22 protein-coding genes are annotated in these 25621 nt (G+C 65.6%); 13 read left to right on the top strand and 9 right to left on the bottom strand.

From position 1 onward, the window contains the following. Positions 1–128: 128 nt before the first annotated feature. Positions 129–1316, bottom strand: a complete 1188-nt coding sequence (locus KF886_07890; GenBank protein MBX3177264.1) for an exo-alpha-sialidase — start codon at positions 1314–1316, stop codon at positions 129–131. 395 nt (positions 1317–1711) lie between these two features. Here KF886_07890 and KF886_07885 point away from each other — a divergent pair, with 395 nt between their 5' ends. The 3 genes from KF886_07885 (at position 1712) to KF886_07875 (ending at position 6530) form a co-directional block, all read left to right on the top strand. Then, complete coding sequence (locus KF886_07885) at positions 1712–4762, top strand: heparinase II/III family protein (protein MBX3177263.1); 3051 nt, start codon at positions 1712–1714, stop codon at positions 4760–4762. Between the two features lie 174 nt (positions 4763–4936). Then, entirely contained in the window at positions 4937–6172 is a 1236-nt protein-coding gene (locus KF886_07880) for a sulfatase (GenBank protein ID MBX3177262.1), read from the top strand. Positions 6173–6332: 160 nt separating this feature from the next. Continuing rightward, positions 6333–6530: a hypothetical protein gene (locus KF886_07875; GenBank protein ID MBX3177261.1), complete on the top strand. Its 198-nt coding sequence runs from the start codon at positions 6333–6335 to the stop codon at positions 6528–6530. 106 nt (positions 6531–6636) lie between these two features. Here KF886_07875 and KF886_07870 read toward each other — a convergent pair whose 3' ends face one another. The 8 genes from KF886_07870 to KF886_07835 all read right to left on the bottom strand — a co-directional run bounded on the left by KF886_07870 (position 6637) and on the right by KF886_07835 (position 10118). Next, the gene (locus KF886_07870; protein ID MBX3177260.1) at positions 6637–6885 is read right to left on the bottom strand and encodes a hypothetical protein; all 249 of its coding nucleotides are present in this window, start codon (positions 6883–6885) and stop codon (positions 6637–6639) included. 97 nt (positions 6886–6982) lie between these two features. Beyond that, positions 6983–7372: a PspC domain-containing protein gene (locus tag KF886_07865; protein MBX3177259.1), complete on the bottom strand. Its 390-nt coding sequence runs from the start codon at positions 7370–7372 to the stop codon at positions 6983–6985. Positions 7373–7456: 84 nt separating this feature from the next. Further along, complete coding sequence (locus tag KF886_07860) at positions 7457–7675, bottom strand: hypothetical protein (GenBank protein MBX3177258.1); 219 nt, start codon at positions 7673–7675, stop codon at positions 7457–7459. Between the two features lie 90 nt (positions 7676–7765). Next, complete coding sequence (locus tag KF886_07855) at positions 7766–8137, bottom strand: PspC domain-containing protein (GenBank protein MBX3177257.1); 372 nt, start codon at positions 8135–8137, stop codon at positions 7766–7768. Positions 8138–8163: 26 nt separating this feature from the next. Continuing rightward, a complete protein-coding gene (locus KF886_07850; protein ID MBX3177256.1) occupies positions 8164–8424 on the bottom strand; it encodes a hypothetical protein in 261 nt (86 codons plus the stop codon). A gap of 18 nt (positions 8425–8442) precedes the next feature. Further along, positions 8443–8901 carry a hypothetical protein gene (locus KF886_07845; protein ID MBX3177255.1) on the bottom strand — a complete coding sequence of 153 codons (459 nt, stop codon included), beginning with the start codon at positions 8899–8901 and terminating at the stop codon, positions 8443–8445. An 86-nt stretch (positions 8902–8987) separates the two neighbouring features. Next, entirely contained in the window at positions 8988–9662 is a 675-nt protein-coding gene (pspA, locus tag KF886_07840) for a phage shock protein PspA (protein ID MBX3177254.1), read from the bottom strand. A 12-nt stretch (positions 9663–9674) separates the two neighbouring features. Next, on the bottom strand, positions 9675–10118 hold the full coding sequence (locus KF886_07835; GenBank protein MBX3177253.1) for a PilZ domain-containing protein: 444 nt from the start codon (positions 10116–10118) through the stop codon (positions 9675–9677). A gap of 272 nt (positions 10119–10390) precedes the next feature. Between KF886_07835 and pspF the strand changes: the two genes are divergently transcribed. From pspF to KF886_07785, 10 genes are all read left to right on the top strand, one after another. After that, positions 10391–11461 carry a phage shock protein operon transcriptional activator gene (pspF, locus tag KF886_07830; GenBank protein MBX3177252.1) on the top strand — a complete coding sequence of 357 codons (1071 nt, stop codon included), beginning with the start codon at positions 10391–10393 and terminating at the stop codon, positions 11459–11461. Between the two features lie 130 nt (positions 11462–11591). Further along, complete coding sequence (locus KF886_07825) at positions 11592–13451, top strand: TAXI family TRAP transporter solute-binding subunit (protein ID MBX3177251.1); 1860 nt, start codon at positions 11592–11594, stop codon at positions 13449–13451. 469 nt (positions 13452–13920) lie between these two features. Beyond that, positions 13921–15381, top strand: a complete 1461-nt coding sequence (locus tag KF886_07820) for an alginate export family protein (GenBank protein MBX3177250.1) — start codon at positions 13921–13923, stop codon at positions 15379–15381. Positions 15382–15813: 432 nt separating this feature from the next. Beyond that, positions 15814–16560 carry a hypothetical protein gene (locus KF886_07815; GenBank protein MBX3177249.1) on the top strand — a complete coding sequence of 249 codons (747 nt, stop codon included), beginning with the start codon at positions 15814–15816 and terminating at the stop codon, positions 16558–16560. Between the two features lie 149 nt (positions 16561–16709). Beyond that, positions 16710–17864: a class I SAM-dependent RNA methyltransferase gene (locus tag KF886_07810; protein MBX3177248.1), complete on the top strand. Its 1155-nt coding sequence runs from the start codon at positions 16710–16712 to the stop codon at positions 17862–17864. Positions 17865–18290: 426 nt separating this feature from the next. Continuing rightward, the gene (locus tag KF886_07805; protein ID MBX3177247.1) at positions 18291–19004 is read left to right on the top strand and encodes a hypothetical protein; all 714 of its coding nucleotides are present in this window, start codon (positions 18291–18293) and stop codon (positions 19002–19004) included. A 94-nt stretch (positions 19005–19098) separates the two neighbouring features. Further along, complete coding sequence (locus KF886_07800; GenBank protein MBX3177246.1) at positions 19099–20487, top strand: TolC family protein; 1389 nt, start codon at positions 19099–19101, stop codon at positions 20485–20487. After that, positions 20484–21875, top strand: coding sequence for an HlyD family efflux transporter periplasmic adaptor subunit (locus KF886_07795; GenBank protein MBX3177245.1), 1392 nt, complete (start codon positions 20484–20486; stop codon positions 21873–21875). Before KF886_07800 ends, KF886_07795 begins: the two co-directional genes overlap by 4 nt. 10 nt (positions 21876–21885) lie before the next feature. Continuing rightward, positions 21886–25092 (top strand): efflux RND transporter permease subunit, encoded by a 3207-nt coding sequence (locus KF886_07790; GenBank protein MBX3177244.1) that lies wholly within the window; start codon positions 21886–21888, stop codon positions 25090–25092. Next, a complete protein-coding gene (locus KF886_07785; protein ID MBX3177243.1) occupies positions 25089–25586 on the top strand; it encodes a hypothetical protein in 498 nt (165 codons plus the stop codon). Before KF886_07790 ends, KF886_07785 begins: the two co-directional genes overlap by 4 nt. The last annotated feature ends 35 nt before the right edge of the window (positions 25587–25621 follow it).

Genomic DNA, 25621 nt, shown 5'->3' with positions numbered 1-25621 from the left:
AAATAGTAAATCAACAGGCCCTTTCACGGGGATGACGGCCGTCAGCATGTTTACTAGATCGCCATAGCCCTGAACTGTATCAGCCGACCACCGCATGAGGGGCTTGTTGCGTCTATGCAACTCCTGGCTTACGGAAGCACCTGGGCTTCGACCGATAAGACGGACGGCAGATGGCTGACGATGGGGGTCCAGCTATCACCCGAATCGGCCGAAGCGAATACCTGGCCGCCCGTGGTGCCGAAGTAGACGCCACACGGGTCGAGCGTATCCACCGACATCGCATCCCGCAGGATGTTCACATAACAATTCTCCTGGGGCAACCCCTTGGTCAGCGCCTCCCACTCGTTGCCGCCGGTTTTGGAACGGTACACGCGAAGCTTTCCTTCCGGCGGATAGTGCTCGGAGTCGCTCTTGATTGGCACCACGTAGACCGTGTCGGGTTCGTGGGCATGCACTTCAATGGGAAATCCAAAATCCGACGGTAGATTGCCGCTGATTTCGTACCAGTTGTCGCCGGCGTCGTCGCTGCGCATAACGTCCCAGTGTTTTTGCATGAAGAGGACATCGGGCCGCGCCGGATGCAGCGCCATGCGGTGGATGCAATGCCCCACCTCGGCGTTGGGGTCGGGGATGTAGAGCGAGCTCAAGCCGTTCGTAATGGTTTTCCAGGTCGCGCCGCCGTCGTCGCTTCGGAAGGCGCCGGCCGCGGATATGGCCCCGAAAATCCGATTGGGATTCGTGGGATCGAGCAGAATGGTGTGGAGCCCCATTCCACCGGCGCCCGGCGTCCAATTCTCCCCGGAAGGGTGGCCCCGCAGGCCCGCCAGCTCTTGCCACGAAACGCCGCCATCCGTCGAGCGGAACAGCGCGGCGTCCTCGACGCCGGCATAGACCGTTTCGGGATCCGTCAGTGACGGTTCCACATGCCAGACACGTTTAAATTCCCATGGGTGTTGGGTTCCATCGTACCACTGGTGTGTCGTAAGGGGTTTTCCCGTCTTTTCGGAGGTGTCATAGGCGAATTTGTTGCTTTCGCCCATGGGCATTCCATCCGGCGTCGTCGCCGGCTCCCCGGGGGGCGTCCCGGGCTGGAACCAGGACTTGCCGCCGTCATCCGAGCGCTGGATAATCTGGCCAAACCAGCCGCTGGTCTGCGAAACATAAATCCGGTTCGGATCGGCGGGCGATCCCTTCATGTGGTAGATCTCCCAACCGGCAAAATGCGGGCCGCTGACGTCCCAGGTCCCGCGTTTGCCATCCGATGTGAGAATGAAACCGCCCTTTTTCGTACCGACAAGTACTCGTACCGTACTCATTTGTGGCTCCTTCGGTGTTCGTGATCGGTTCTACGGGAACGTACGGATAGGTCTGGTGATCGACGATTGCCGCACGCCAAAAAGGACAATTCTCGACCCGCGGACGCCCGGCTCCGGAAGAGTTTTTCAGACCCACATTTTCCAGTATACAGAAAAGCCCCCCGGATCGAAGGCCGGAGGCTGCTTTCTTCGGTAACCGACGGAAGTGGGAGGCAGGGTCTGTGGAAGACCTGGATACAGCCGGTCGCGCGCACTGTGGACGAACATGGCGGCTGGGGCGTGGAGACCTGGCTGGGTCTTGATTCGATTGATAATGGAATAGGGTATGGCATACGGTGTTTCCATTGCTTCTTGCGGCGTTGATGCCGGAGGGCGTTTCTTCCTGGAGATGTATCATGCGCGTTCATTCGCTTGCGGCCTGGGCCGCGCTGCTTCTGTTTTGTGGGCCGGTTGCGGCGGAGTTGCTTCCGACGAAGGTTCGGGCGCCGCAGTATCCGCTGAAAACGCAGCGGATGCTGCTGAGCGATGCGGACATTGCGCTGGCGCGCGAGCAGGTGGCGCGCTACGAAACAGCGAAGGGCATTGCGGATACGATCGTCAAGCGGGCGGACGCGTGGCTGGCGTGGGACGACGCGGCTTTGCGGGCGCTGGTTCCGACGGCGGACGTGCCCCGCGCGTTTAACGTGGGCACGGCGGGCTGCCCGCAGTGCGGGAAGGCGATCTACGAAAAGGGCGGGACGTACCCGTGGATTATCGATCCGAAGAAGCCCTTTCAGGTGACGTGTCCGGTGGACGGGAGCACCTATCCGAGCAACGACTACGCGGCGTACTACGCGGGCGGGCTGAATGATCGCACGCTGCTCACGGGGGATTATCCGGATGACGGCTGGGGCTGGGCCGGGCCGGATGGCCACCGGTACTGGTTTGTGGCGTATGCGAATCACTGGACGTGGCGGAACCATGTGATTCCGGCGGCGCACTACCTGGGGCGCGCGTACGTGCTGACGGGCAACCGGGACTACGCGCGGAAGGCCGCGGTGCTGCTGGACCGTATCGCGGAGGTGTACCCGAACATGGACTACCACACGCAGTCGCGTTACGGGCAGATGCAGGCGGCGAACGGCGCGCGGTACGAGGGCAAGATCGTCAACCTGATATGGGAGACCGGGGTGCTCACCATGATGGCGGAGGCCTACGACTACGTTTGGGACGCGATCGACGACACGACGGTGGCGGGTAAAACGGGGGAGCAGGTGCGGGCGAATATCGAGGCGAATCTGCTGGAGGAAGGCATCGACGCGTACTTTTCGGGCAAGGCGCGGGGGAACTTCGGGATGCACCAGAAGGCGCTGGTGTACGTGGGGCTGGCGCGACAATACGGGAAGCAGGACGAATGGTTTGAAGGGCTGTTGAACGACGCGGGCGACAATTACCGGATGACGGGGTTGAACTACGCGCTGTACAACCTGGTGTACCGCGATGGCGCGCCCTACGAGACGGCGCCGGGCTACAACTTTTCGTGGGTGGTGAACCTGACGACGGTGGCGGAGGCGCTGACCCGCGCGGGCTACGATGTGTACGGGATTCCGAAGATGCGGCGGCTGTACGACGCCGTGCTGGATGTGGTGAACGTCGGGAAGCACACGCCGTCGGTGGGGGACAGCGGTTCGGTGTATGGCGGCCTGGTGGGCTTGGATCCGTTTGTATACCAGAGCGCGTGGCGCGCGTATGGGGATCCGCGCTACCGGGATCACCTGCAGTCCTTCGGGGCGGTGGGCGAAGCGGGCATCCGGCGATTCGAGAGCCTCTTCGCGCCGATTGTGGAGGCGGGGGAACCTGCGTCCACGCCCGTGCGGTCGCGGCTGCTGGACGGCTACGGGATGGCGATACTGAACAACCCCGCGAACACCGTGTCCCTGGCGCTGTATTACGGATACGCCGGCGGCCACGGCCACTACGACCGGCTGCATTTCGAACTGTTCGCCAACGATCAGGTGATGATGCCGGACCTCGGATATCCGGACTTCATGAACGCGTATGTCCCGGGGATCTTTTCGTGGAGCAAGAACACGATCGCGCACAACACCGTGACGGTGAACGCGCAGCGGCAATTGGTGAACAAGCCGGGGACGGTACACCTGTTTGCGGACGCGGGCTTCGCGCGGGCGCTGGACATCGACGCGGCGGCCACCTACCCCGAGACCGACACCTACCGGCGCCGGATGATGCTGATCGATCTCGACGGTGCGCGTTCCTACGCGGTGGACTGTTTCACCGTGGCGGGCGCGGACAGCGCGCAGCACGACTACAGCCTGCACGGCCCGCCGGGGACGTTTGCGGCGGTGGACGGGGAATGGTCCGATCCGGCGCCGGGCACGCTGGCGGGTCCCGATGTGCCCGTGGGCTATCTGTACGACGAGCCCGAGATCGCCGGGGCGGATTATACCGGGAGCTACGCGAACTACCGGGGATCGGGTTTCCAGCACCTGGAGAAGGTCCAGCGGCTGACGGGCGGCGCGGCGGCGGGCGTGTGGCGGCACGAGCGGGATGCCGACGCGCGAATCCGGATCGATCTGCTGGCGCCGGACGCCGAGATCCTGCGCGCGGAGGCCCAGGTGTCGCCGATCACGCACACCCAGCGGCTCACGTACCTGATCGCGCGGCGGACGGGTGACGCGCTGGCGTCGCGGTTTGTCTCCGTGATCGAGCCGCACCGCGAATCGCCCGCGATCCAGTCGCGGCGGCTGTTGCCCGGGGACGGGGTCGCGCTGGAAGTGCGCTGGGCGCTGCCCGGGGGCGAGTCCGGGCGTGATCTTGTGCTGATAAACACGGAGGGCGGCGTAATGCGCCGGGAGGCGGAGGGCGTCGAGACGGACGCGCCGATGGCGCTCGTGCGCTTTGCGGGGGAGGGCGCCCCCCGGTACTGGATGGCGGCCGGGAGCTACCTGCGCATCGGGGACGAGCGCATTGAACAGACGCCGGGGATCGCGGGCGCGGTAACGCGGGTGGAGCCGGAATCGGGACGCGTCCACGTGGCGCTGGACGGCGCGGCGGCGGATCTATCCGTCGCCGGCGGGGGCATTGTCCATTTTGAGAACGCGTACCGGCGCGCCGCGCATCCGGTGGCTTCGGTGGAGGCGACGGCGGAGGGCGCGGTTATTACCGTGGCCGACGATCTCCGGGTGGGGCGGATTCGGGTTGCGGTGGCGCGGGAGGATGGGCTGGCGACGGCCACGGGACTGGCCTTTGCGCCGGTGTATGACGGGACGTATGCGGCGCATGAGGACTTCTCGGCCTTTGTGCCGCTGCGCGCGGTGAAGGGGGGCGTTGCGCTATTTGCCGAGCCGGGGGACGTCGCCGCGGGGTTTGTGGCGGGGGAGGATGCGTGGATCGTGAATGCGGGCCCGGGCGACCGGGTGGAAGTGACCCCGGTTCGGTTTCGGTAGGGGGGTTAGCGGGTACAGCCTCGGGCGGGTGTTGGGGTGGTTTTTTTGGGGTGTTGGGGTGGAATTTCCGCCCGATGCAGTCCCCTTGGGTTGCCCGATGCAGTCCCCTTGTGGCCGGGCGGGGCGTCTGCGGTATGATGGCGAATCAGGCTTCGCGTTGCGAGAGGAGTTCCCATGATGCGTTATTGCGCCGTTGGTATTGCGTCCTTGTTGTGTTTTTCGGTGTTCGCCGCGCCGCCGAATGTGGTGCTGATTATCAGCGACGATCAGGCGTGGGGCGATTACAGCTTCATGGGCCATCCGCATATTCAGACGCCGCATATCGACCGGCTGGCGTCGGAGGGCTACACCTATACGCGGGGCTATGTGCCTGCGAGTTTGTGCCGGGCGAGCCTGATGACGCTCGCGACCGGGTTGTTCCCGCACCAGCACAAGATTACGGGGAACGACCCGCCCAGGGGCACGGACCGAAACCTGATGCTGAAGCATATTGACGCGGCGACGACGGTGGCGCATCTGTTGGGCGAGGCGGGGTATGTTTCGCACCAGTCCGGCAAGTGGTGGGAAGGGCACTACAGCCGGGGCGGTTTTACGCGCGGCATGACGCATGGCGACGTGAACCGCGGCGGACGCCATGGCGACGAGGGCTTGAAGATCGGCCGGGAAGGGCTGGCGCCGATCGAGACCTTCCTGGACGAGACCGGGGGGAAACCGTTTTTCCTGTGGTACGCGCCCTTCCTGCCGCACACGCCGCACAACCCGCCGGAGCGCCTGCTGGCGAAGTACCGCGCGGAGGGGCGGAGCGAGTTCGTGGCGAAGTACTGGGCGATGTGCGAATGGTTCGACGAGACCTGCGGGCAGCTGCTCGGCCTGCTGGATCAACGCGGCCTGACTGACAACACACTGGTGGTGTATGTGACGGACAACGGCTGGATCCAGCTGGAAGACCGGAACGGGTTCGCGCCGCGCAGCAAGCGATCCCCCTACGACGGGGGCCTGCGCACGCCGGTTATCTTCAAGTGGCCGGGCACGATTGCGCCAGGGCGGAACGAAACCGCGCTGGTGAGCAGTGTGGACATCGCGCCGACGATCCTGGCCGCCTGTGGCGTGACGCCGCCCGGGTCGATGCCGGGGGTCAGCCTGCTGAATGGCCCGCCCGCGGACCGGGATCAGGTGTTTGGGAGCAATTTCTCGCACGACGTGGCGGATTTGGATGCGCCGGCGAAGAGCCTCGAGAACCGCTGGACGGTGGCCGGCGAGTGGAAATTGATCGTGCCGGCGGATCCAGCGGCGGAGCCGGAGTTGTACCACATCACGGCGGACCCGGGGGAGTTGAATGACCTGGCGGCCGCGGCGCCCGAGCGGGTGGCGGAACTGAAGGCTTCGATTGACGCGTGGTGGACGCCCTGATGGGGGGCAGGGACGGCAGAGACTTCAGGGACGGCAGGGTGGCACGGTGGCTTGCAATGGCGGCGGGCGCGATTTCTTCTTGACAAATTTCTCTCTTTTCGATAGTTTCATACGGGCCGGTTGGTTCCGGCGCCAGACGACACGAGGAGAGACGTTCGCCATGGGCTTCTTACTGGGTGTGCTGATCGGCGGGGCGTTGGGCGTGATGGCTGGGGGGTTGCTGGCGCGCGAGCGGCGCGGCCGCCAGGTGGCGGCGGCGATCCGGGAGGGGCGGATATCGATTCACGACGCCAGCGGCGCGACGGTGCGGGCGGAGGATTTCGGGGTAATCCTGGACGACGAATTCCGGGACGCCTGAATCGAGGTGAGGTATGGACTCGATGGGGAACGGGAGCCCCGGGGAGACGCCGGCCCGCGCCGCCGCAAAGGATTACGGCGCGGGCCGGCGCTGCGTTTGTGCGGCGCTAATAGAGCGCGCGCAGCACCATGGCGAGGCCCAGGGCGAGTAGGGGAATTCCCGCCAGGAGCCCGGCCAGGGAAAGGATGAGGACGAGTCCGATTGCGCTCGCCGCGAGGCCCGCGAGGAGCGTGATGCCGATGCCGAGCCGCCGCTCGATGGCGGAGGCGGCGCGCCAGAGGGCGCGGAAGGGCCAGGCGAGGATGCGCCCGAAGCGGGGCGTCCGCGCTGCGGTATGGGGGTTCCGGGTGTCCATTACGACAGCCACGCGTGCAGAACGGTGATCGCGATGACGGCGGCCATAATGGCGAGGTGCGGCCGGGATACCTGCGTTTCCATGGGATGCTCCGGGGTCACTTGCCGCTGTTCAGGCGCTCGTCCCAGTCGTAGTCGGGCGAGGTGACGATGTTTTCGATGCGCTGGATGCGTCGGTCGAGGTTGTCGAAGGTGTCCTTGAGGCGGCGCAGGGCCATGCTCCGGTTGGTGCTGTAGGAACTGTAGAACTCGGCGTCGCTGCTGGAGTCGAACGGAATCACCGGCTCCGGCTTCATGATCAGCGCGGCGATGATGTACGCGATGCAGCCGGGCCAGAGGCCGGTGAACAACGTGCCGGCGATGGCCAGGAGGCGAAATCCATTCACGGAGAAGTCGAGGTGTTCGGCGACGCCGCGGCATACGCCGAAGATGAGGCCGTCGCGGGAGCGGTAGGGCCCGCCGTGCCGGGATTGGTTGGTGTGGGTCATGGTTGGGGTCTCCCAGGATGGGTTGGCGGCTTACAGGTATCGCAGGAATTGGACGCGCTTGCGCGTGGCATGGCTTCAGCCCTCTCATTTGCGGTCGCGGTCGAGCAGGATGGTTTCCAGGGATTCGACGCGCTCTTCCATCTTTTTCAGGCCGTAGAAGATTTCCTGCATGATCTGGGATTCGTCTTCGCTCAGGCCGCCGGTGACGCGCCCGCCGAGGACCCGCACGATCATGTTGGACACGATGTAGAGGCCGCTGAGAATGGCGCCGAAGACAATGGCGACAATGAGTACAGTATCCATGGTTTGGTAAGTCCTTCTTGATTTTTTCGGCGAACAGGCCGGGATCCGGTCTGGGCGCGTTCCAGGCGGCGCCGCGTCATGATGAGTGGATTAGCCGTTGCGCAGGCGCTCGTCCCAGCTGTATTCGCGCGCGGTGACCGCGCTTTCGATGCGCTGGATGCGGCGGTCGAGGCTCTCGAAAGAACTCCGGATCCGCTGCAGGGTGGCCGGTCGCTCGGCGGCGCCGCAAGCTCCATACGCGTCGTCGGACGCGAGGGATCCCGCGGGCTCCAGGCGCATGACGAGCGCGGCAACGAGGTAGGCGACGACCACCGGGAAGAAGCCGGTGACGATGAAGGCCGCCACGCACAGGACGCGCATCCAGAAGGCGGAGAAGTCGAAGTAATCGGCCAGGCCGCGGCAGACGCCGAAGAGCAGGCCGCGGCGGCTGCGGTAGAGGCCGGTGGTGGTGTGGTGACGCATGGGGTATTCCTCCGTGGGGCTACGGTCTATCGTTCGGCGTGTTCATTACGCGGTATGGGCGGCGGGGTCGAGCGCCAGGCCTCGGATCGTTCCATCAGTATCGTTTCCAGCGCTTCGACGCGCCGGGACATGCGGTCCAGGCCGCGGTGTAGTTGCTGGATCATCTCCGTCTCCTCGCGGCTGCACCCGCGCACGGGACCGCTGGCCGCTCGCTTCACCAGGATATAGAGCAGCGCGGCGCATCCGGCGAAAAGCAACATTCTGATTGCGAGCGTGCTCAGGATCATGATTTGTGTCCTCCTCCATCACCGGCCGTGCGGGCCGCGTTCGAGCAACAGGGTTTCGAGGGCCTCCAGGCGTTCGGTCAGGGATTGCGCCTGGCGGTGCAGGGCCCCCAGCTCCGCGCCGTCGGCGGGCGCGGCCACCGGGGTCCGGCCCCGCAGCATCTTCAGCGCGATGAGCGCCGCGATGGCGAGCCCGAACAGGATGACGCCCACCGTCGCGGACGCCACAACGACCCCCGCCCAGGATGTGAACGGCGCTTGCGGGGCCGCATAGCCATGGCTGGAAGAGTTGTTGTAGTAGACGGCGTCTACCACGGCGCCGGCCTCCCGCGGATGCAAGAGGTGAACCTCTTCGCGGGGAACCACCGTGGCGTACATCGGGGCGCCGATGGCCACCACCACGGACAGCACGCTGAGGGCCAGCAGGCCCACGAGTCCGATCGCGGCGATCGCGGCGGCGAGTTTTACGATTCCCTTCACGGCAGTACCCTTTCCGGTTCCGGCATCAGACTATCCCAGCGCGCGGCGCGCGCACCGGGCCGATTGCACCCGGTGCGCGGCCGGAATTACGCGCCAGTCGTTTCGCCGTGCTGCCGCGCCTTCATCGCCGCCAGCTCCTTCTCGATCTCGTCGTCGGTTTCGAGCTCCTTGAACTGGTCGGCCAGGGAGGTCTTGCGGCCATAGTTGACGAGTTCGGCGTCGGCCTCCATGCGGTCGATGCGCTGCTGGAAGTTGTCGAAGCGATCCAGGGCTTCGGAGGTGTCGTAGCGGCGGATCTGCTGCTGCGCCTTCTTCTTGGTGTTCGCGTTCGTGTGGCGCTGTACCAGGGTCCGCTGCTTTTCGCGCGCGGCGCTGAGCTTGTCTTCGAGCTGCATGATATCACTCTGGCACTGGGTGACCAGGGTTTTCGCCTGCTCCAGCTCTTCCTCCAGGGACTCGGCGCGCTCCACGTGCCGGCGCTTCTCCATCAGCGCTTCGCGGGCCAGGTCTTCCCGGCCCTTGTTGATGGCGAGCTGGGCCTTGGCGTCCCAGTTCTTGGCCAGGTCGAGCACCGTCTCGATCTCGCGCTTGATCTTCTTCTTCGTGGCCATGCCGCTGGCGCAGTTGGCCTTGATCTCGATCAGCGTGTCTTCCATTTCGCGGATCATCATTTTGACCAGTTTTTCCGGATCCTCCGCCTTGTCGAGCATGGCGTTGATGTTCGAGCTGATGATGTCGCGCACCCGTGTGAAGATACCCATGGTGGACTCCTTTTAGACCGCCCGGACCCATTCGGTCCGGCCGGCGTTGGACAGGGCGGGCGCCGCCGCATCGGGCGACCACCCCGCCGTTGTTACTGTGTGGCGGTTGGTTTTATTCGACGGCCGGGCCGCATAGCCCAGCTCGGCAAAGCGCAGTGCGCATTCGGGGCAACGCCGGTCGATCGCCAGGCCGGCGCGGAACAGGAGCGTTCCCGGAATGGGGGCGCACCAGACGATACGCGCCGGGATGGCCCACGGGGCGCCCTGATCGGCGTCGGCGGGGACGAGGTGGACCCGGTGGCCGGGCCGCAGATAGCGGCCCAGCCGAACCGAGGCGCCGGTCCGGCTGATGTTCAGCCAGGCGGCGCGCCCCGCGTTGCCGCAGCCCGACACGTAGTGCAGCGTGCCCGCCAGGGGGGCTCTCAGCTCGCGTACGTGGGTGGTGGACGTTGCCATGGTATTCGCTTTCCTTTGGGGGGCGTTGCTTCTGCCAGAGATAAGGCAAGGGGTGTGCCAGAACGTGGATTTGTTGGAAGTGGTTGGTGGGAAGGGGGTTGTGGGAAACGGCGGGGTGGGGTGGCTTGGTGGTGTCGGCTAAGGGTTGGGGGATTGGGCCAGATCGTGGTATTCTGGGCTGCGCGCGGATTGCAGGGACGACAGGGACGGCAGGGACCTAAGGGACTTGATGTAACACAGGGTTCGCGGGACGGATGGTTGGAGGATGGGTGATGTACGAGCCAGGTGACACGTATCCCGATGCGCTGCCGGATGCGCTGGGCGAGTCGGAGGTCTTTCTCGACTTCCAGGAACGACTCAGCCGGGTCGCGGCGGTGGACCGGCCGGTGCTGCTGATTGGCGAGCGGGGTACGGGCAAGGAGTTGGCGGCGCGCCGGGTGCATTTCTTGTCGCGGCGGTGGCAGGAGCCGCTGGTGGAGCTGAATTGCGCGGCGCTGCCGGCGTCGCTTATTGAGTCGGAGCTTTTCGGGCACGAGGCGGGGGCGTTTACCGGGGCGCAGCGGCAGCGGCGGGGCCGCTTTGAACTGGCGAACGGCGGCACGCTCTTCCTCGACGAACTCGGGAATATTCCGCTCTCCGTGCAGGAGAAGATTCTGCGGGTGGTGGAGTATGGCCGTTTTGAGCGGGTCGGCGGCACGGAGCAGGTGTCGGTGGATGTGCGGATCGTGGGGGCGACCAACGCGGATCTGCCCCGGCTGGCGGAGGAGGGGCGGTTCATGCGGGATCTGTTGGACCGGCTATCGTTCGAGGTGTTGTATCTTCCGCCGTTGCGGGCGCGCCAGGAGGACATTCTGCTGCTGGCGCAGCATTTTTCGAGCCGGATGGCGTTTGAGCTGGGGCGCAAGACGATTCCGCGTTTCAGCGCGGCGGTGGAGAAGGCGCTGAACGCGCATCCGTGGCGGGGGAATGTGCGCGAGCTGAAGAATGTGGTGGAGCGGGCGGTGTACCAGGCGCGGGGGGAGCTTATCGACCGGGTGGTGTTCGACCCGTTTCACTCGCCGTTTGCGCCGTTGCCGGTCGGCGAGGGGTCGGTTTTGGCGGGCGGCGAGGCCGCGCCGGTGCGCGCCGCGGAAGAGGCCGGGCCGGCGGTTGACCTGGCGCGTCCATTTACCGAGCAGGTGGCGGCGCTGGAGCGCCGGTTGATTCAGGCGGCGCTGGAGGAGGCGCGGTTTAACCAGCGGAAGGCGGCGGAATTGCTGGGCCTGACCTACCACCAGTTTCGGGGGCTCTACCGGAAATACGAGGGATCGCAGGCGGGGCCGGGTGGCGATATTTCGCCGTAGATCCTTGCATACGCGGTGGCGGGCCTGATAGAACTGTATGCATCGAAACGGGGGTATGCTCTAACACTGGAATGTTCCGCACCGAGGTCACCAAGCGGCTCGCATGGCACGGATACCGAATCGTTCGACAATGATCAAGGTTTGTTCCGCGGCGATCCTGCTGATGATTGCGGCGGGCGGGGTTTTTTTTGTGCTTGCGCCGTACCAGGCGAGCCGGTTGCGGGCCGATATTCTGGGGCGGCTGCACGCGTCGGGCGAGGATCCGCTGGTGCTGGTGACGGCGGCGGAGGACGGGGCGTATTACCAGCTGGGGACGGTGTTGCGGCAGCACCTGGACGCGTTTCATTCGTATAAGCTTGACGTGCGGGCGACGCAGGGATCGGTGGAAAACCTGCTGCTGCTGCAGGAGGGGAAGGCCGACCTGGCGCTGATCCAGGGCGGGCTTGCGGCGGACCGCGCGGGGGTGCTGGCGCTGGCGAACCTGGGGCGGCAGTACCTGCACCTGGTGGTTCCGGCGGATTCATCTATTGAGAACTTTCGCGATCTGGCGGGCAAGCGGGTGGGGGTCGGCCCGGCGGGCGGCGGTTCGGACGCGCTGGCGAGGAGCGTGCTCGGGTTTTTCAGCTTTACGGAAGAGACGGTGCAGGTGCAGGATCACGAGCCGGACCTGCGCAAGGCCTTCCTGGATGGCGAGATCGACGCGGCGTTCACCGTCTATTCGCTCTTTTCGCCGGCGATGGAGCGGTTGCTGGGGGAGGGCTGGTACCGCCTGATTCCCGTGGACGAGGCGGAGGCGGTCGCGCGGTATCTGCCCGGCGTCTTCGCGGAGTCGCTGCCCGGCGGCCTGTATGGCCCCGATCGCACGATACCGCCGCACGGGGGCGCGCCCTTTCCGACGCTGGCGGTCAATACGCTGCTTGTGGCGCCGCAGCCGCTGCCGCACCGGCAGGTCTACACGATACTGGAACTGATTTTCCGGGGGGACTTCCTCCGGGCGGCGCGGCTGACGGACCTGACGGAGGCGGGCGCGCAGGAGGCGCTTCATCTGCCGCTGCACCCGGCGGCGGAGGCGTTTTACAGCCGGCACGACCCGATTTCGGCCGACCGCTTCGAAATCCTGTCCTTCTTCCTGGCGGGGATCGTGTGCCTGGCGAGCGTGTTTCATTTTCTGTCGGGCCGCCACCGGCAGCAGATCCAGGCGGAGAAGCGGGCGGCGATCCGGCCGTATTTCGAATCCATGATGGATTTCGGGGATGAGATCGAGACGGCGGCGAATCCGGCGAAGCTCACGCGGCTCATCCACAAGATCATGGCGACGCAGCGGGGTGCGGAGCGGGCGTGGCTGGAGGGGCATTTTGACACGGAGGATATGGAAAACCTGTACGCGGTGTACAGCCTGCGCTGCGACAACGCGTTCCACAAGATATTCGACCTGCACCTGCAGGCGATGCGCGGCCTGAACACGGTGGAGCCCGCGCGCCCCATTGCGGAGGACACCGGAAGCTACCGCGAGATACCCGCGCCCCGATTCGAGCGGGAGGAGGAATCGCACGCGCCGGAGCCCTGGGGGAGGCGCCCGCGGGTTGAACGCGATCCGAAGCCTGTATTCCGGTACCAACAGGACAGCGCGGAGGAGGCGGCGGGCGGCGACGGCGATGGCGATGGCGATTATTTCAGCGGCCCGGCGCTGGCCGGGATTGATACAACGAAAAGCGAGCTGGCGGAGCGCCTGCCGGGCCGTTATGACCCGACGCTGCTGTATGACACCGAGGTGAGCGGCGCGGGATCGGTGCGGGTGCGGAAATCGAAGCCGCAGGCGGATTTGCAGGCGGTGGTGGCGCCCGACGTGCCTTCCGAGCCGGATGCGCCGGCGTGGGAAGCCATGCCGGAGGCGGAGGCGGACATCGTGGCGCCGGCCCCGCTTATGCCGGAGGCGGAAGACGATGGCTATGCGGAGGAGGAGGGCCCGGATCAGATGATGCTGTTTTGAGGGCGCGGCGCGCGCGGGTACGGTCGTTTTTGGGTCTCCGGCGGGGCTGAGAAAAAAGTGCTTGCGTCAAGTAATTACCCGTGCTATACTTTTACTGGTGTTCGTGATTTCAACCGGTCTATATGGGGTATGGAAAAACTTGTACAACCGGTTGAGAAAACGCTTGACGCACCGAATTGAAGTTGGTATACTACGCCCCGAATGCATGGGGTGTACCTGTACGGGCCAGCGGTTTGGCTGGCGCCTGTGCGGGGGACCACTGGACTACACCATCGGGACCGATTCCAAATCCGAAGGCGAAAGGAGGGATGGTAGCGCGCTAGAGATAGCCAACCTTCAGGGATCGAGCAAAATCCGAGTTAGCACACGATATAGGTAAAAAGGTGTTTCCCTGGCTGCCGCCGGGTTGAGACCCGCCGCGCGGAGTGGTTCCGCGCGAGAATGCAACAAGAAACGGAGATAACGCACCATGCGTTCCTTTAAGATTATCATGATGGCAGCGCTTGCGCTGGGCGTGGTTGGCGCCGCGCAGGCCGAGCTGCAGAATGTCGAGCTGGACGGCTCGATCCGCATCCGCGGCAACTTCTACGACTGGGACAACAACATCTTCATCAACGGCGGTGAAGATCAGGCGTGGGTCGAGCACCGCACGCGTCTTGGCGCGAAGGCGGACTTCACCGACGACGTGTCCCTGTACATCGAATTCGACGCGTACAACACCTGGGGCGACGCCTTCCGCTCGAACTTCATCAGCGGTCTTGACTTCGCCAACGGCGGGAACAACGACAATGTGGACATCTACCAGTCCTACATTGAAGTGAACAACGCCTGGGGCCTTCCGCTGCGCACGCGCATCGGCCGTCAGGAGCTTCAGCTGGGCAGCGAGTGGCTCATTGGCAACAATGACACCGCCGCTTTCTTCCCCGGCCTGTCCTTCGACGGTATCCGCACCACGTACGCGACGGACATGTTCTCCGTTGACCTGCTTTCGTTCAAGCTGAGCGAGACCTTCAACGACTTCGCCGACGGCGACGTGAACCTGTACGGTATCTATGGCAGCTACCTCGGCCTCGAAGACTGGCAGTTCGACCTGTACTGGCTGTGGCTGACGGAAGATGAAGCGGTCCGCAACGCGGGCGCGCCCGTCACGAACGCCACGCTGGCGGCGCTCGGCGTCCCCGGCACGCTTGCCAAAGACACCGACATCCACACCATCGGCCTCCGCGGAGCTGGCACATTTGGTGCATTTGACCTTGAAGCAGAAGTAGCGTATCAGTTTGGCGAAATCGACCGCCAGGACCCGTTCTGGTTCGGTAACAACGACCTCGACTACGACGCGTTCGCGTTCAACATCGAAGCCGGTTACACCTTTGACATGGCCTGGACGCCCCGCGTCTACCTGGGCGGCGCCTTCTTCGAGGGCGCGGATCAGGACCGCGGCTTCTGGGACTTCCTGTTCGGCAACACCAACAACGACCTGAGCTTCAACCGCCTGTTCAGCAACTGGGAATACAGCGAGTTCATCGAGAACACCGAGCTGTCGAACGCCTGGGTGCTGCGTGCGGGTATCAGCGCGATGCCGACCGAGAAGATCTCCCTGCTGCTTGCCGCCAGCTACTTTGAAACCGACGAGTCGAACGACGCGGGCGGTTTCCTGTGGTGGCGCAATCCCCAGGACGACACGCTGGGCTGGGAAATCGGCCTCTACGGTGATTACCAGTACAGCGAAGACCTGGTCTTCCGCGCCGGTTACGCGCACTTCTTCGGCGACGAAGACGGCCTGAACGGCTTCAACAACAGCGCGCTGAACGGCTTCGCCGCTCTCGTGCACAACACGGGTCGCCGCGGTGGCTTCCTGGGCCTGTTCGGCAACCGCAAGGACGACGCCGACTACAACTACCTGTTCTGGGAAGCGGAGCTCAGCTTCTAATTCCAGCAACGGTAAACACCGTTTGAATCAAAAGCCCTTGCAGGTTCGCCTGCAAGGGCTTTTTTTAGGCATTGGGCTGTAGGCTTTAGGCTTTAGGCTTTAGGCTTTAGGCTTTAGGCTTTAGGCTTTAGGCTTTAGGCTTTAGGCTTTAGGCTTTAGGCTTTAGGCTTTAGGCTTTAGGCTTTAGGCTTCAGGCTTCAGGCTTCAGGCTTCAGGCTTCAGGCTTCAGGCTTCAGGCTTCAGGCTTCAGGCTTCAGGCTTCAGGCTTCAGGCTTCAGGCTTCAGGCTTCAGGCTTTAGGCTTTAGGCTGTAGGGAGGAGGAACAGGAGAATCTGGGGATTCGTGGGGCTGCGGGCGGGTCTGGTGGCGGCGCGGCGGGATGCGGTATACTTCGTTGTAGACGAACCAATAACGAACTTAGCGGGAATCAGGATGGTGGAACGGGCATACGCGCGAATCGAAAAAGGCCTGGTGCGCCTTGGAAATGCCTGGATGGAGCGGCGCTGGAGCGCGTTTCTGGGCACGACCATAGAGTTGCGCGTGCCGGCGGGGGGCGCGGATTGCCTCTCGCGCAAATCGCCGGAGTTTCACGTGGATTACGGGAATCGCCCGCTGGCGGCGATGGACCTGGGCGACCTGAACTGGAGCGATTCGGTGGACGACCTGGGGGCGGCGGTCACGCTCGATCTCCAGGGTCCGGGGGTCGCCATTCGGCTGGAGACGTGCCTGTATCACCGCGCGCCGGGCCTGGTTCGGCAATTGTCGGTTACGAATACCGGCGGGGACGCGGTGGCCATCACGCGCGCGGCCGCGGAGGTTCTACCCCTGGATCCCGACCGTTTCCTGTCCCGGAGCGTGCAGGGGGAGGCGGAATTCAGCCTGATGGCGGCGGGCGAACCGGTTCACTACGCGGGTCTACGGGGGGCGGAGGGCCAGTTTCTGCTTGGGGCCTTTCGCCGGGCGCGATTCGCCCTGTTCCATCCGAATCCGGCGTACTGCGCGCCGGTGTGGGAAGGGAGTGTATCGCTGGGCCCCGGGAAGACGTGGCAGGCGCCGCCGGTTTGCCTGTACTGGCTTTCCTCGGCGGGCCCGGCTCCGTCGGAGGCTTTACAGGCCTTTCACCGCCAGTGGGAAGCGCGCAACGCGGCTATTGGCGCGTTCCACCCATCGAGCAACTGACAGAAGCCAAACCGCCGGCGGGCCGGAAGCCTCCGGCGCGAGATGGGCGCCATTCATACCAACCTTGCGTGCCGGCAGCGCCGAGCACGCCCCCTTTTATCCCGATCCCACCATTGGCGGTCGGACAGATGGCCAGGAGATGCCAAGAAGTGATAACGGAAGTAGAAATCACCGCCGTGGGGCATGGCGGCGCGGGGATCGGCCGTGTGGATGGCCAGGTGTGCTTTGTCCCGTATGGCCTTCCGGGCGATCGGCTCGAAGTAAAGATTACGCGCGCCAACAAGAAGATGCTCTGGGGCGAGGTGGCGTCGGTGCTGAGCGCGTCGCCGGACCGGACGTCGCCGGAATACCCGGGCTGGCAGCCCAGCGGCGTAAGCACCTGGTTGCATTTCCGGTATCCGGCGCAGGCGGAGTGGAAGCAGCGGATCGTCCGCGACTGCCTGGCGCGCATTGCGGGAATTTCCGATGTCGCGCTGGAGTGGGATGAGGATCCCGCGCTTCGGACGGGCTACCGAACGCGGGCGGAGTTTCACGGGGATGGGAAGCGCTTCGGGTTCTACGCGCTGGGCAGCCACGAAATCGTGGACACGGCGCAATGCCCGCTGTGCCACCCGGCAATGAACCGGGCGCTCGGGAAGTTGCGCGAGCTCGAAGTGAAGGGATCGGTGACGGTAACGGTGAATCCCGAGGGAGAAGATGTCCTGGTCTGGACCAGCTTTCTGAACCGGAAACTGCGGGACCGCTTTGCGCAGTCGAACACGCCGCGCGACGAGCGCCCGCCCGCTATGTTCCTGTTTGACGGCGTACCGGTCGTCAATGGGGCCTTTTCACAGTCCAGCCTCTTGTTGAACCGGCGGCTCGTGTCGGCGGCACATGAATTCGCCGGGGACCGGGGCGCGGTCCTGGACTTGTACTGCGGGAGCGGCAACCTGAGCCTGGGGCTGGCGGAACGGTGCGACGTGCTTGGCCTGGATCACAACAAGCCGGCGATCCGCGCCGCCCGCCGGACCGGCAGGGGCCGGTACGAGAACGGCAACGAAGCCCGGATGAACAAGGAATTGACGGAAGGCGCCTGGAAGACGGTCGTACTCGATCCGCCCCGGGCGGGGGCAAAGTCGCTCGTGCCGGCGCTGGCGTCGAGCCGGGCGGAATCGATCGTGTACGTATCGTGCGACCCGGCGACACTCGCGCGTGACCTGAAGGGCCTCTATGAGGGCGGGTGGCGAATAGACCGCATTCGGGCGATCGATCTCTTCCCGAACACGCCCCACGTGGAGACGGTCTGCCTGCTCGCGCGGGGATAGCGCCGTGCTGCCGGGTGACCGCCGGGCGGCCTCGCGATACCGGCAGGGCAATCGCATTCAAACCCGATCGCGGCATTTGGACGTAAATCGGGTTGGTTTGGAGCCTTGACTCCGTGAGCGTGTTGGAGCGCCGGCATCTCTGGCAAGGTCAGGGATTCGCCGCAGGCGCAATACCAGCGATCCTTTGCGCCTTCGGCGCTTGGGCAGGCGGGACGCCTGCGCCACTTTCCTTTCGAGGTGGGCTCTTGTTGCCGCGAACAGGATTGTCCGCGATCCTTTGCCGCGCTTTCGGGTGGTCGGGGGCGGCCGGGTGGCTGCGGGGGTGAAGCATATCCGGCACAGCCTTTGCGTGCTTTCCTGACGGGGATATCACCAGGACGGGCACGAAGTCCACGAAGGAAAGAAGTAGGAGGGGGATTGATATTCATGCGAAGGCGCGAAGGCGCAAAGGAGACGATCGAGGGCGCGATGCGGGGTCACGGCGGGCGGGGGATTGGATTCGGAGCCACAAAGAGCACAAAGAACACAGGGCATCCTCACGCGCCGCCCAACGGTGGCGTCCTGGACCCAATGCGGTTGCCTGGCGCCGGCGCGTTGATCGCCGCGCGCAAGCCCGCGTATACTCTCCGCATGAACCGATGGGTCAAATACGCGCTCGTCACGGCGCTCGCCCTCGTATACGCGCTGGGCATGCCCGCCCATATTGCGCTCGATCATGCGCATACCCACGATCACGAAACCGGCGCGCACCCGCACGGCCCCGAAGACCACCACCACGAGAGCCAGAACGGCCACGAGTGTGGCGATCACGATCATCCCGGCCATGGCGCGCCGGAGCACGCCCACCTTCACAACCTCGCGGATCCCGGCGTTGATCATGCCGTCGGGGAGTCCCACTGTCACCGGCATCCCCTGCCACACCATCATCCTGGTGACGGAGACCACGGACACGATCTGCTGAATCACCGCACGGGATCGAAGCGGATACTGGCGCCCGCGCCCGACATCTTGCCCACCATCCTGCCGGTGCTCGACGCGCTGTGGCCCCCCACGCCCGCGCCCGTCACGGAATCCTTCCTCCTCCCGCGCGATCACCTGGTCGCGTCACTGCAGCGCCGCCGGGGCCCGCCCCGGGCCTGATACAGCCCCGCACCCTGTATCGCCGACAGCAGGCGGCGCGCGCCCGCGTATAACGGGACCGCGCCCCCAAACCTGAACCCAGGAACCGCGACGTATGTCCATGCTACGCGCGGCTGCCGGCGCGCTGGTGGTGTTGATTGCCCTCTCGGGCTGCCAGCACATTCCCCGGGAACCCCTGCATCTGGACGAGATCCGCGCGGCCCTCGAAGCCCGCCCGCTCGATCCGGATCCCGTGCGCGCCTACGCCGAAGAACTGCAAACTTTGACGAGGAGCCAGACAGGCCCGTTTGACACGGAAGACGGCCTGAGCCTGGCCGAAGCCGAGGCCCTCGGCCTATGGTACAACGCGGACGCCCGCCGTGCGCGCCTGGAGGCCGATAGCGCCGCCGCGCGCACTAACAATGCCGGACGCTGGCCCGATCCCGAACTTCTGCTCGGGCGGGGCCGGCAGGAAATCGATGGGCCTGACGGCGTGGATCGCGCCTGGATCTCGGAAATTGGCCTGGCCATCACGGTGCCCATCTCCGGCCGGCCGCGCGCCGAGCGCCGCTACCTCAACAGCGAGCACGCCGCCGCCCTGCGCGCCGCCGAGGCCGCCGAATGGGAAGTCCAAAGCCGCATTCGCGAGACCTGGATCGCCTGGTCAGAAAACGTGGAGCGTCTCGCCCTCCTCGACGCGCACCTCGATACGCTCCGACCCCTCTACGATATGGCGCGCGCCTTGCTCAACACCGGCGAACGTTCCCCCACCGCCCTGGGGCTCATCCTCGTGGACTACGACCGCACCCGCGCCCGGCGCGCGCTGCTCGAAGGCGCCAGCGAAGAGGCCCGGCTCGAGGTCGTCCACACCCTGGGCCTGTCGCCCGATGCCCCCATTACCTTTCTGCCGTCCCTGGCGCCGGACCTCGCGCTCCCGGACGCGCCGGAAGTCAGTCCCAGTCACACCGTGATCGCGTACCGCCGCGCGGCGTATGAAGCGGCGGAGGAACGGCTGCGGCTGGAACTGCGAAAACAGTACCCCGACATTACCTTCAGCCCGCTGCGCACCAGCGATCGGGACGAAACGGCGCTGGTGCTGGGGCTCGGCGCGCCGATTCCCGTATGGAACGCGAACCGCCCGGGCATCGCGGAGGCGGCCGCCGAACGCGATCGCGCGCGCCTGGAAGTTGAGGAGGCGTGGCGCGATCTTCTCGCCGGTCTGCGGCGCCGCCAGGCCCGCCACCAGGCCAGCGCGGCGGCCCTCGAAACGCTTCTCAACGGCCCCGCGCGCATCCTCGATACGCAGCTGGCGCAGGCGCTGGCTCTGCTGGACGCGGGCGAACTCGATCTCCCGCTGCTCTACGACGTGATCCGGCAAACCCTGGAAACACGAGAACAGATCCTGCAAACGCGGGCGGAAAACGCCCGGGCCGCCGCCGGTATTCACGCCGCCATACAGACGGCCGCACCCCTGGCCGATCCGAACGAGGAGAATGCGCCATGAATGGCATAGAACCAATCCGCGCCCGCCTCAGGGCCGCCGCGCTTTTCGGGGCCATGATCGTGCTCGCGGCCATCGCGCCGGGGTGCGGTTCTGGCTCCGCGCCCGCCACAAATCCACCCGAGAACGCCGCGAAATCGGATCCCGCGGATCCGGCTCCAGCCGCCGGCGGGATTGAACTGACCGAGGGCATTCGCGAAAACCTGGGGATCCGCTTCATTGACGTGGAGCGCCGCGCCATTGCCGATACCCGGCGCGTGCCCGGCGTCTTTGAACTCCTTCCCGGCGCCCGCCACGAATACCGGGCCCCGCTCCGCGGCCGCGTCACGCCCCGGGTCGCCCTCTTTGAGGAGGTTCAGGCCGGCGACCTGCTGGCCACTATCAACTCGCCCCAGTGGCGCCAGTTGCAACATGAAGCGGTGGAGGCCGAGGGCGAGATCAAGATGTCCGAAGCCCGGCGGGATGTCGCCCGCGCGCGCCTTGCGGAAACCCGTGGCCTGCTCACGAAACTCGACGACCGCCTCGCAAACCTGGCCGCCGCCGGCGCGCGCGATGCGGTGCTCGAAGCGGAGGCCACCGCCCTCCGTGGAAGCCTGCCCCGGCTGGAAGCCGAACTCCGCGAGCAGGAAGCCGCAGTAAGCGAGGCGCACGAACACTACCAGTCCCGCCTCCGCACACTGGCCTCCATTACCGGCCGCACCACGGAAGCCCTGGACGAATTCGTTGGCGGCGAGCACGTCTGGACCCGCATTACGGAGTTGGAACTTCGCGCCGAAGCGCCGGGGCGGGTCGCAACCCTGGACGCGGCGTCCGGCGCCTGGCTCGAGGAGGGCGCGCTCGTCCTGGTCACGATCGCGGCGGATCAGGTGCACTTCCACGCCGAGGCGCCCCAATCCGATATCGGACTCTATCAGGAGGGGCAGACCGCGCGTATTGCGCCGGCCCAGGGAAGCACGGTTGACCTGCGGGAAACCGCCGCGGGCACGCTCCAGCTCGGGCTTACGGCGAAAGAAGGCGCCCGCACCGTTTCTCTGTACGTGAAGCCCGAGATCACGGCTCCGTGGATGCGCGCCGGCGTTGCGGCCTTCCTCGAAGTCACCTTGCGGGGTGGCGCCCGCGAATACTGGGCCATCCCGAAATCCGCGGTGATACAGGATGGCCTGGAACAGGTCTATTTCCGCCGCGACCCGAAGGATCCCGATCGGGTATTGCGGGCCGTCGCCGACCTGGGAGAGAGCGACGGGCGCTGGGTGGCCCTGCGCAGCGGGGTCAAGGCGGGAGACCAGGTGGTGATGGAGGGCGCCTACGCGCTGAAACTCGCCGGCGGAACCGATCGCGCCCCCGACGGCTACCACTACCACGCCGACGGCTCGCTGCACACGAACCATTGAGATCCGCGACATGCTGAAAAGACTCATCGCATTTTCACTCGACAACACGGTACTCGTGCTCATCCTCGCCGTCATGACCCTCGGTCTGGCGGGCTACACCGCCTACCGCATGCCCGTCGACGTCTTTCCCGAGCTGAACGCCCCCACGGTCGTACTGCTCTCGGAAGCCGGTGGGCTCGCCGCGGATGAAGTCGAGCAGTACGTCACCTTCCCCCTGGAAAGCGCCGTGAACGGCCTCCCCGGCGTCCGCCGCGTCCGCAGCAGCAGCGCCATGGGCCTCTCCCTCGTCTGGGTGGAATTCGACTGGGGCCACGACATTTACCGCGCGCGGCAGATCGTGGGCGAAGGGCTCGCGGCGGTCCTGGAGCAGCTGCCCCCCCGGGTGCATACGGAAGTCGCCCCCATCACCGGAATCACCGGTGAAATCATGCTCATGGCGCTTTCCTCGCCAACGGGCGTGTGGTCCCCGCTGGAACTTCGCGCCTTCGGCGAATTTGAATTGCGGCAGCGCCTCCTCGCCGTCCCCGGCGTGGCCCAGGTGGTCGCCATCGGCGGCGAGCTTCCCGAGTACCAGGTGAACGTCCGCCAGGACGACCTGCGCCTCTACGGGCTCACCGTCACGGATGTGCTGCGGGCCGCCGAGGAGGCCCACAGCATCGCGAGCGCCGGCTATCTGACCAATGTCCAGGGCGTCGAGCTGCCCCTCCGCCAGGACGCACGGGTATCCTCCGCCGAGAACATCAGGAACACCATCATACAGCACGTGGACGGCGTACCCATCACGATTGGGCAGGTCGCCGAAGTTCAGCTTGGCCCCGCGCCGCGCCGCGGCACGGGCGGCTCCAGCGGCGGCGACGCCGTGGTCATCGCCATCAAGAAGGCCCCCTTCACCAACACCCTCGAAATCACCCGAAACGTGGATCGCATGCTGGAAGACCTCCAGGCAACCCTGCCCGAGGGTGTCGTCCTGGACGCAAACGTCATGCGCCAGGCCGACTTCATTAACCTCTCCGTCCGCAACCTCGTGCATGTCCTGCGCGACGCCGCTCTATTTGTCAGCGTGGTACTCGTGCTCTTCCTGCTCAACGCCCGCACCACCGTCATCACACTCGTCTCCATTCCCCTCTCCATCGCCGCCGCCTTTGTCGCGCTGGACTGGCTGGGCATGACCATCAACGTTATGATCCTCGGCGGCCTCGCCATCGCCATAGGCGAACTCGTGGACGACGCCATTATCGACGTGGAGAACGTCCACCGGCGCCTGTCCGAGAATGCGCGTCTCCCCGAGAGCCAGCGACGCCCCCGTGTGCGTGTCGTCTTCGACGCCAGCAACGAGATCCGGGCCTCCGTCGTCTTCGCCACCGCCATCATCGTGGTTGTCTTCGTGCCCCTGCTCTTCCTCCAGGGCATCGAAGGGCGTTTCTTCCGCCCCATGGGCCTGGCCTATATCACGTCCGTACTCGCTTCCCTGCTCGTCGCGCTGACCGTCATCCCCGCGCTCTGCAAACTTCTCCTGCGCGATGACGCGGCAAGCCACGACAAGGAAGGGCCCCTCGTGCGCTGGATGAAACGCCTCTACGCGCCCAGCCTGCGCCTGGCCCTGCGCTTCCGAAAAACCGTGCTCGCCGGCGCTTTCGCCGCCACCGCGGCAAGCCTCGCCCTCGCCAGCACCTTCGGCACGGATTTCCTGCCCGCGTTCAACGAGGGCGCCTTCACCATCTTCACCGACGCGCCCCCCGGAACCTCCCTGGAGGAAAGCAACCGCATGGTTGAGGGCATCGACCGGCGCCTCGCGCAGATCCCCGGTGTAAGCGGCGTCGTCCGCCGCACCGGGCGCGCCGAGCGCGACGAACACGCGCATGGCGTCAACCGCAGCGAGATCACGGTCAGCGCCGGCCCCGGCGCTTCCAGGGACGATATCCAGCGCGCCATTGACGACGTGCTCCAGGACACGCCGGGCCTTCAGACCGAAGTGGGGTCCCCGATCGGGCACCAGCTTTCCCATGTCCTCTCCGGCACCCAGGCCGCGATCGCGATCAATATCTTCGGGCCCGATCTCGGCACCCTCCGCGAAATCGCCCGGCGGCTGGAGCTCGCCCTGGAAGACGTGCCCGGCGCGCGCGATATCCTGGCGAACCGCGAGGCCATGGTCGCATCACTCCCCATACGCTACCGCCACGAGGACCTCAAGCGGTGGGGCCTGAACCCCGCCGACGCCGCCCGGCAGGTGGAGGCCGCCTTCAACGGCGCGATCGCCGCCACCGTCAACGAGGGTGTGCGCCGTTATGACCTCGCCGTGCGCCTCCACCCGGAGGACCGCCAGGGCCCCGAGCAGGTTCGCCAGTTCCTCCTGCGCGGCAAGGGCGGCGCCCTCGTTCGCCTGGAGGAAATCGCGAATATCGGCCCGGAAAACACCCCCTTGGGCATTCAGCGGGAAAACGGCCAGCGCAAGGCGGTCGTCTCCCTCAATGTCGCGCAGGGCCACAACCTCGGCGACGTCGTCGAACGCGTGCGAAACGTGGCCACGCCCATCGTTCGGGAATACGGCTACACGGTCAGTTACGGCGGCCAATTCGAGGCGCAGCAATCCGCAAGCCGCGCCATCCTGCTGATGAGCGCCTTTGTCGCCGTTGTTATCCTGGTCCTGCTCTCCAGCGCCTTCAACTCCACGCGCGCGGCCGTCCTCGTCATGGCCAACCTGCCGCTCTCGCTCATTGGGGGCGTCCTGGCCATTTACCTCACCGAGGGCCCGGGCCTCCTGCGGAACACCCTCGGGCTCCTGGGCCTCGGCGAATACCAGGCCCCGGTCGTCTCGATCGCCAGCCTGGTCGGCTTCGTCACCCTGTTCGGAATTGCCGTGCGCAATGGCATCCTGCTTGTCAATCACTACGCCCATCTCATGCACGAGGAAGGAAAACCCTTCGACGAAGCCATCGTCCAGGGCAGCATGGAGCGCCTCATCCCCATCCTCATGACGGCGCTCACCGCCGTGCTCGGCCTCCTGCCCATCGCCATGGCCATGGGCGAGCCCGGCAGCGAGCTCCTGGCGCCGCTTGCCGTCGTGGTGCTCGGCGGCCTCACCACGTCCACCTTCCTCAACCTCATCGTGGTGCCGGCCGGCTACGATCTGCTCTTCCGGAACAATCCCATCGAATCCCGGCAACAGGCCGCGCGTGTACTTGAAATGGAAACCCATAACGAAAGGAAGACCCCATGAGGAAGACCCTGAATGCCCTGCTGATCGCCCTCCTCGCCGCCGGATGCGGCGGCCAGACCGCCACACAGACGGAATCGCCGGCGCCCGCCGAGGCCCAGCCCGCGCCCCAGGCCGCCGCCCCGGCGGAAACGCCCGCGCCCGCCCCCGCCGAAACCGAGGCCGCAGCGCCCGCGTCTTCCCCCATCCCGATGCGCAACTTCGCCGCCGTGAGCATCGGCCCCTACCAGGTCCAACCCATGTATGAGGAGGAAATCCCCGACGGCCACTACAACCTTCGCATCGCCGGCGCCGAATTCAAGGCCGTCCGCATCTGGGCCGGCCTCGAGGACCCCGGCGACGTCATGGTCGTGAAGACCGAAGTCGAAAACGACTACATGCACGGCCACGTGGAAGTGCCCAGCCCCATCCCCGCCGAATACGCACTGTGGATCGAAATCGAAGCGCCCGATGGCCAGCTCCACACAGGCAGCACCCCACTCGAACCCGCCAATTGAACTCGCCAATACCGCGGGGCCAGGCGGCACGCGTG

It is taken from the genome of Candidatus Hydrogenedentota bacterium (assembly GCA_019637335.1).
Taxonomy (GTDB): Bacteria; Hydrogenedentota; Hydrogenedentia; order Hydrogenedentales; family JAEUWI01; genus JAEUWI01.
Note: the sequence above shows the minus strand (reverse complement) of the source record. Positions and strands in the feature narration are given on the sequence as shown.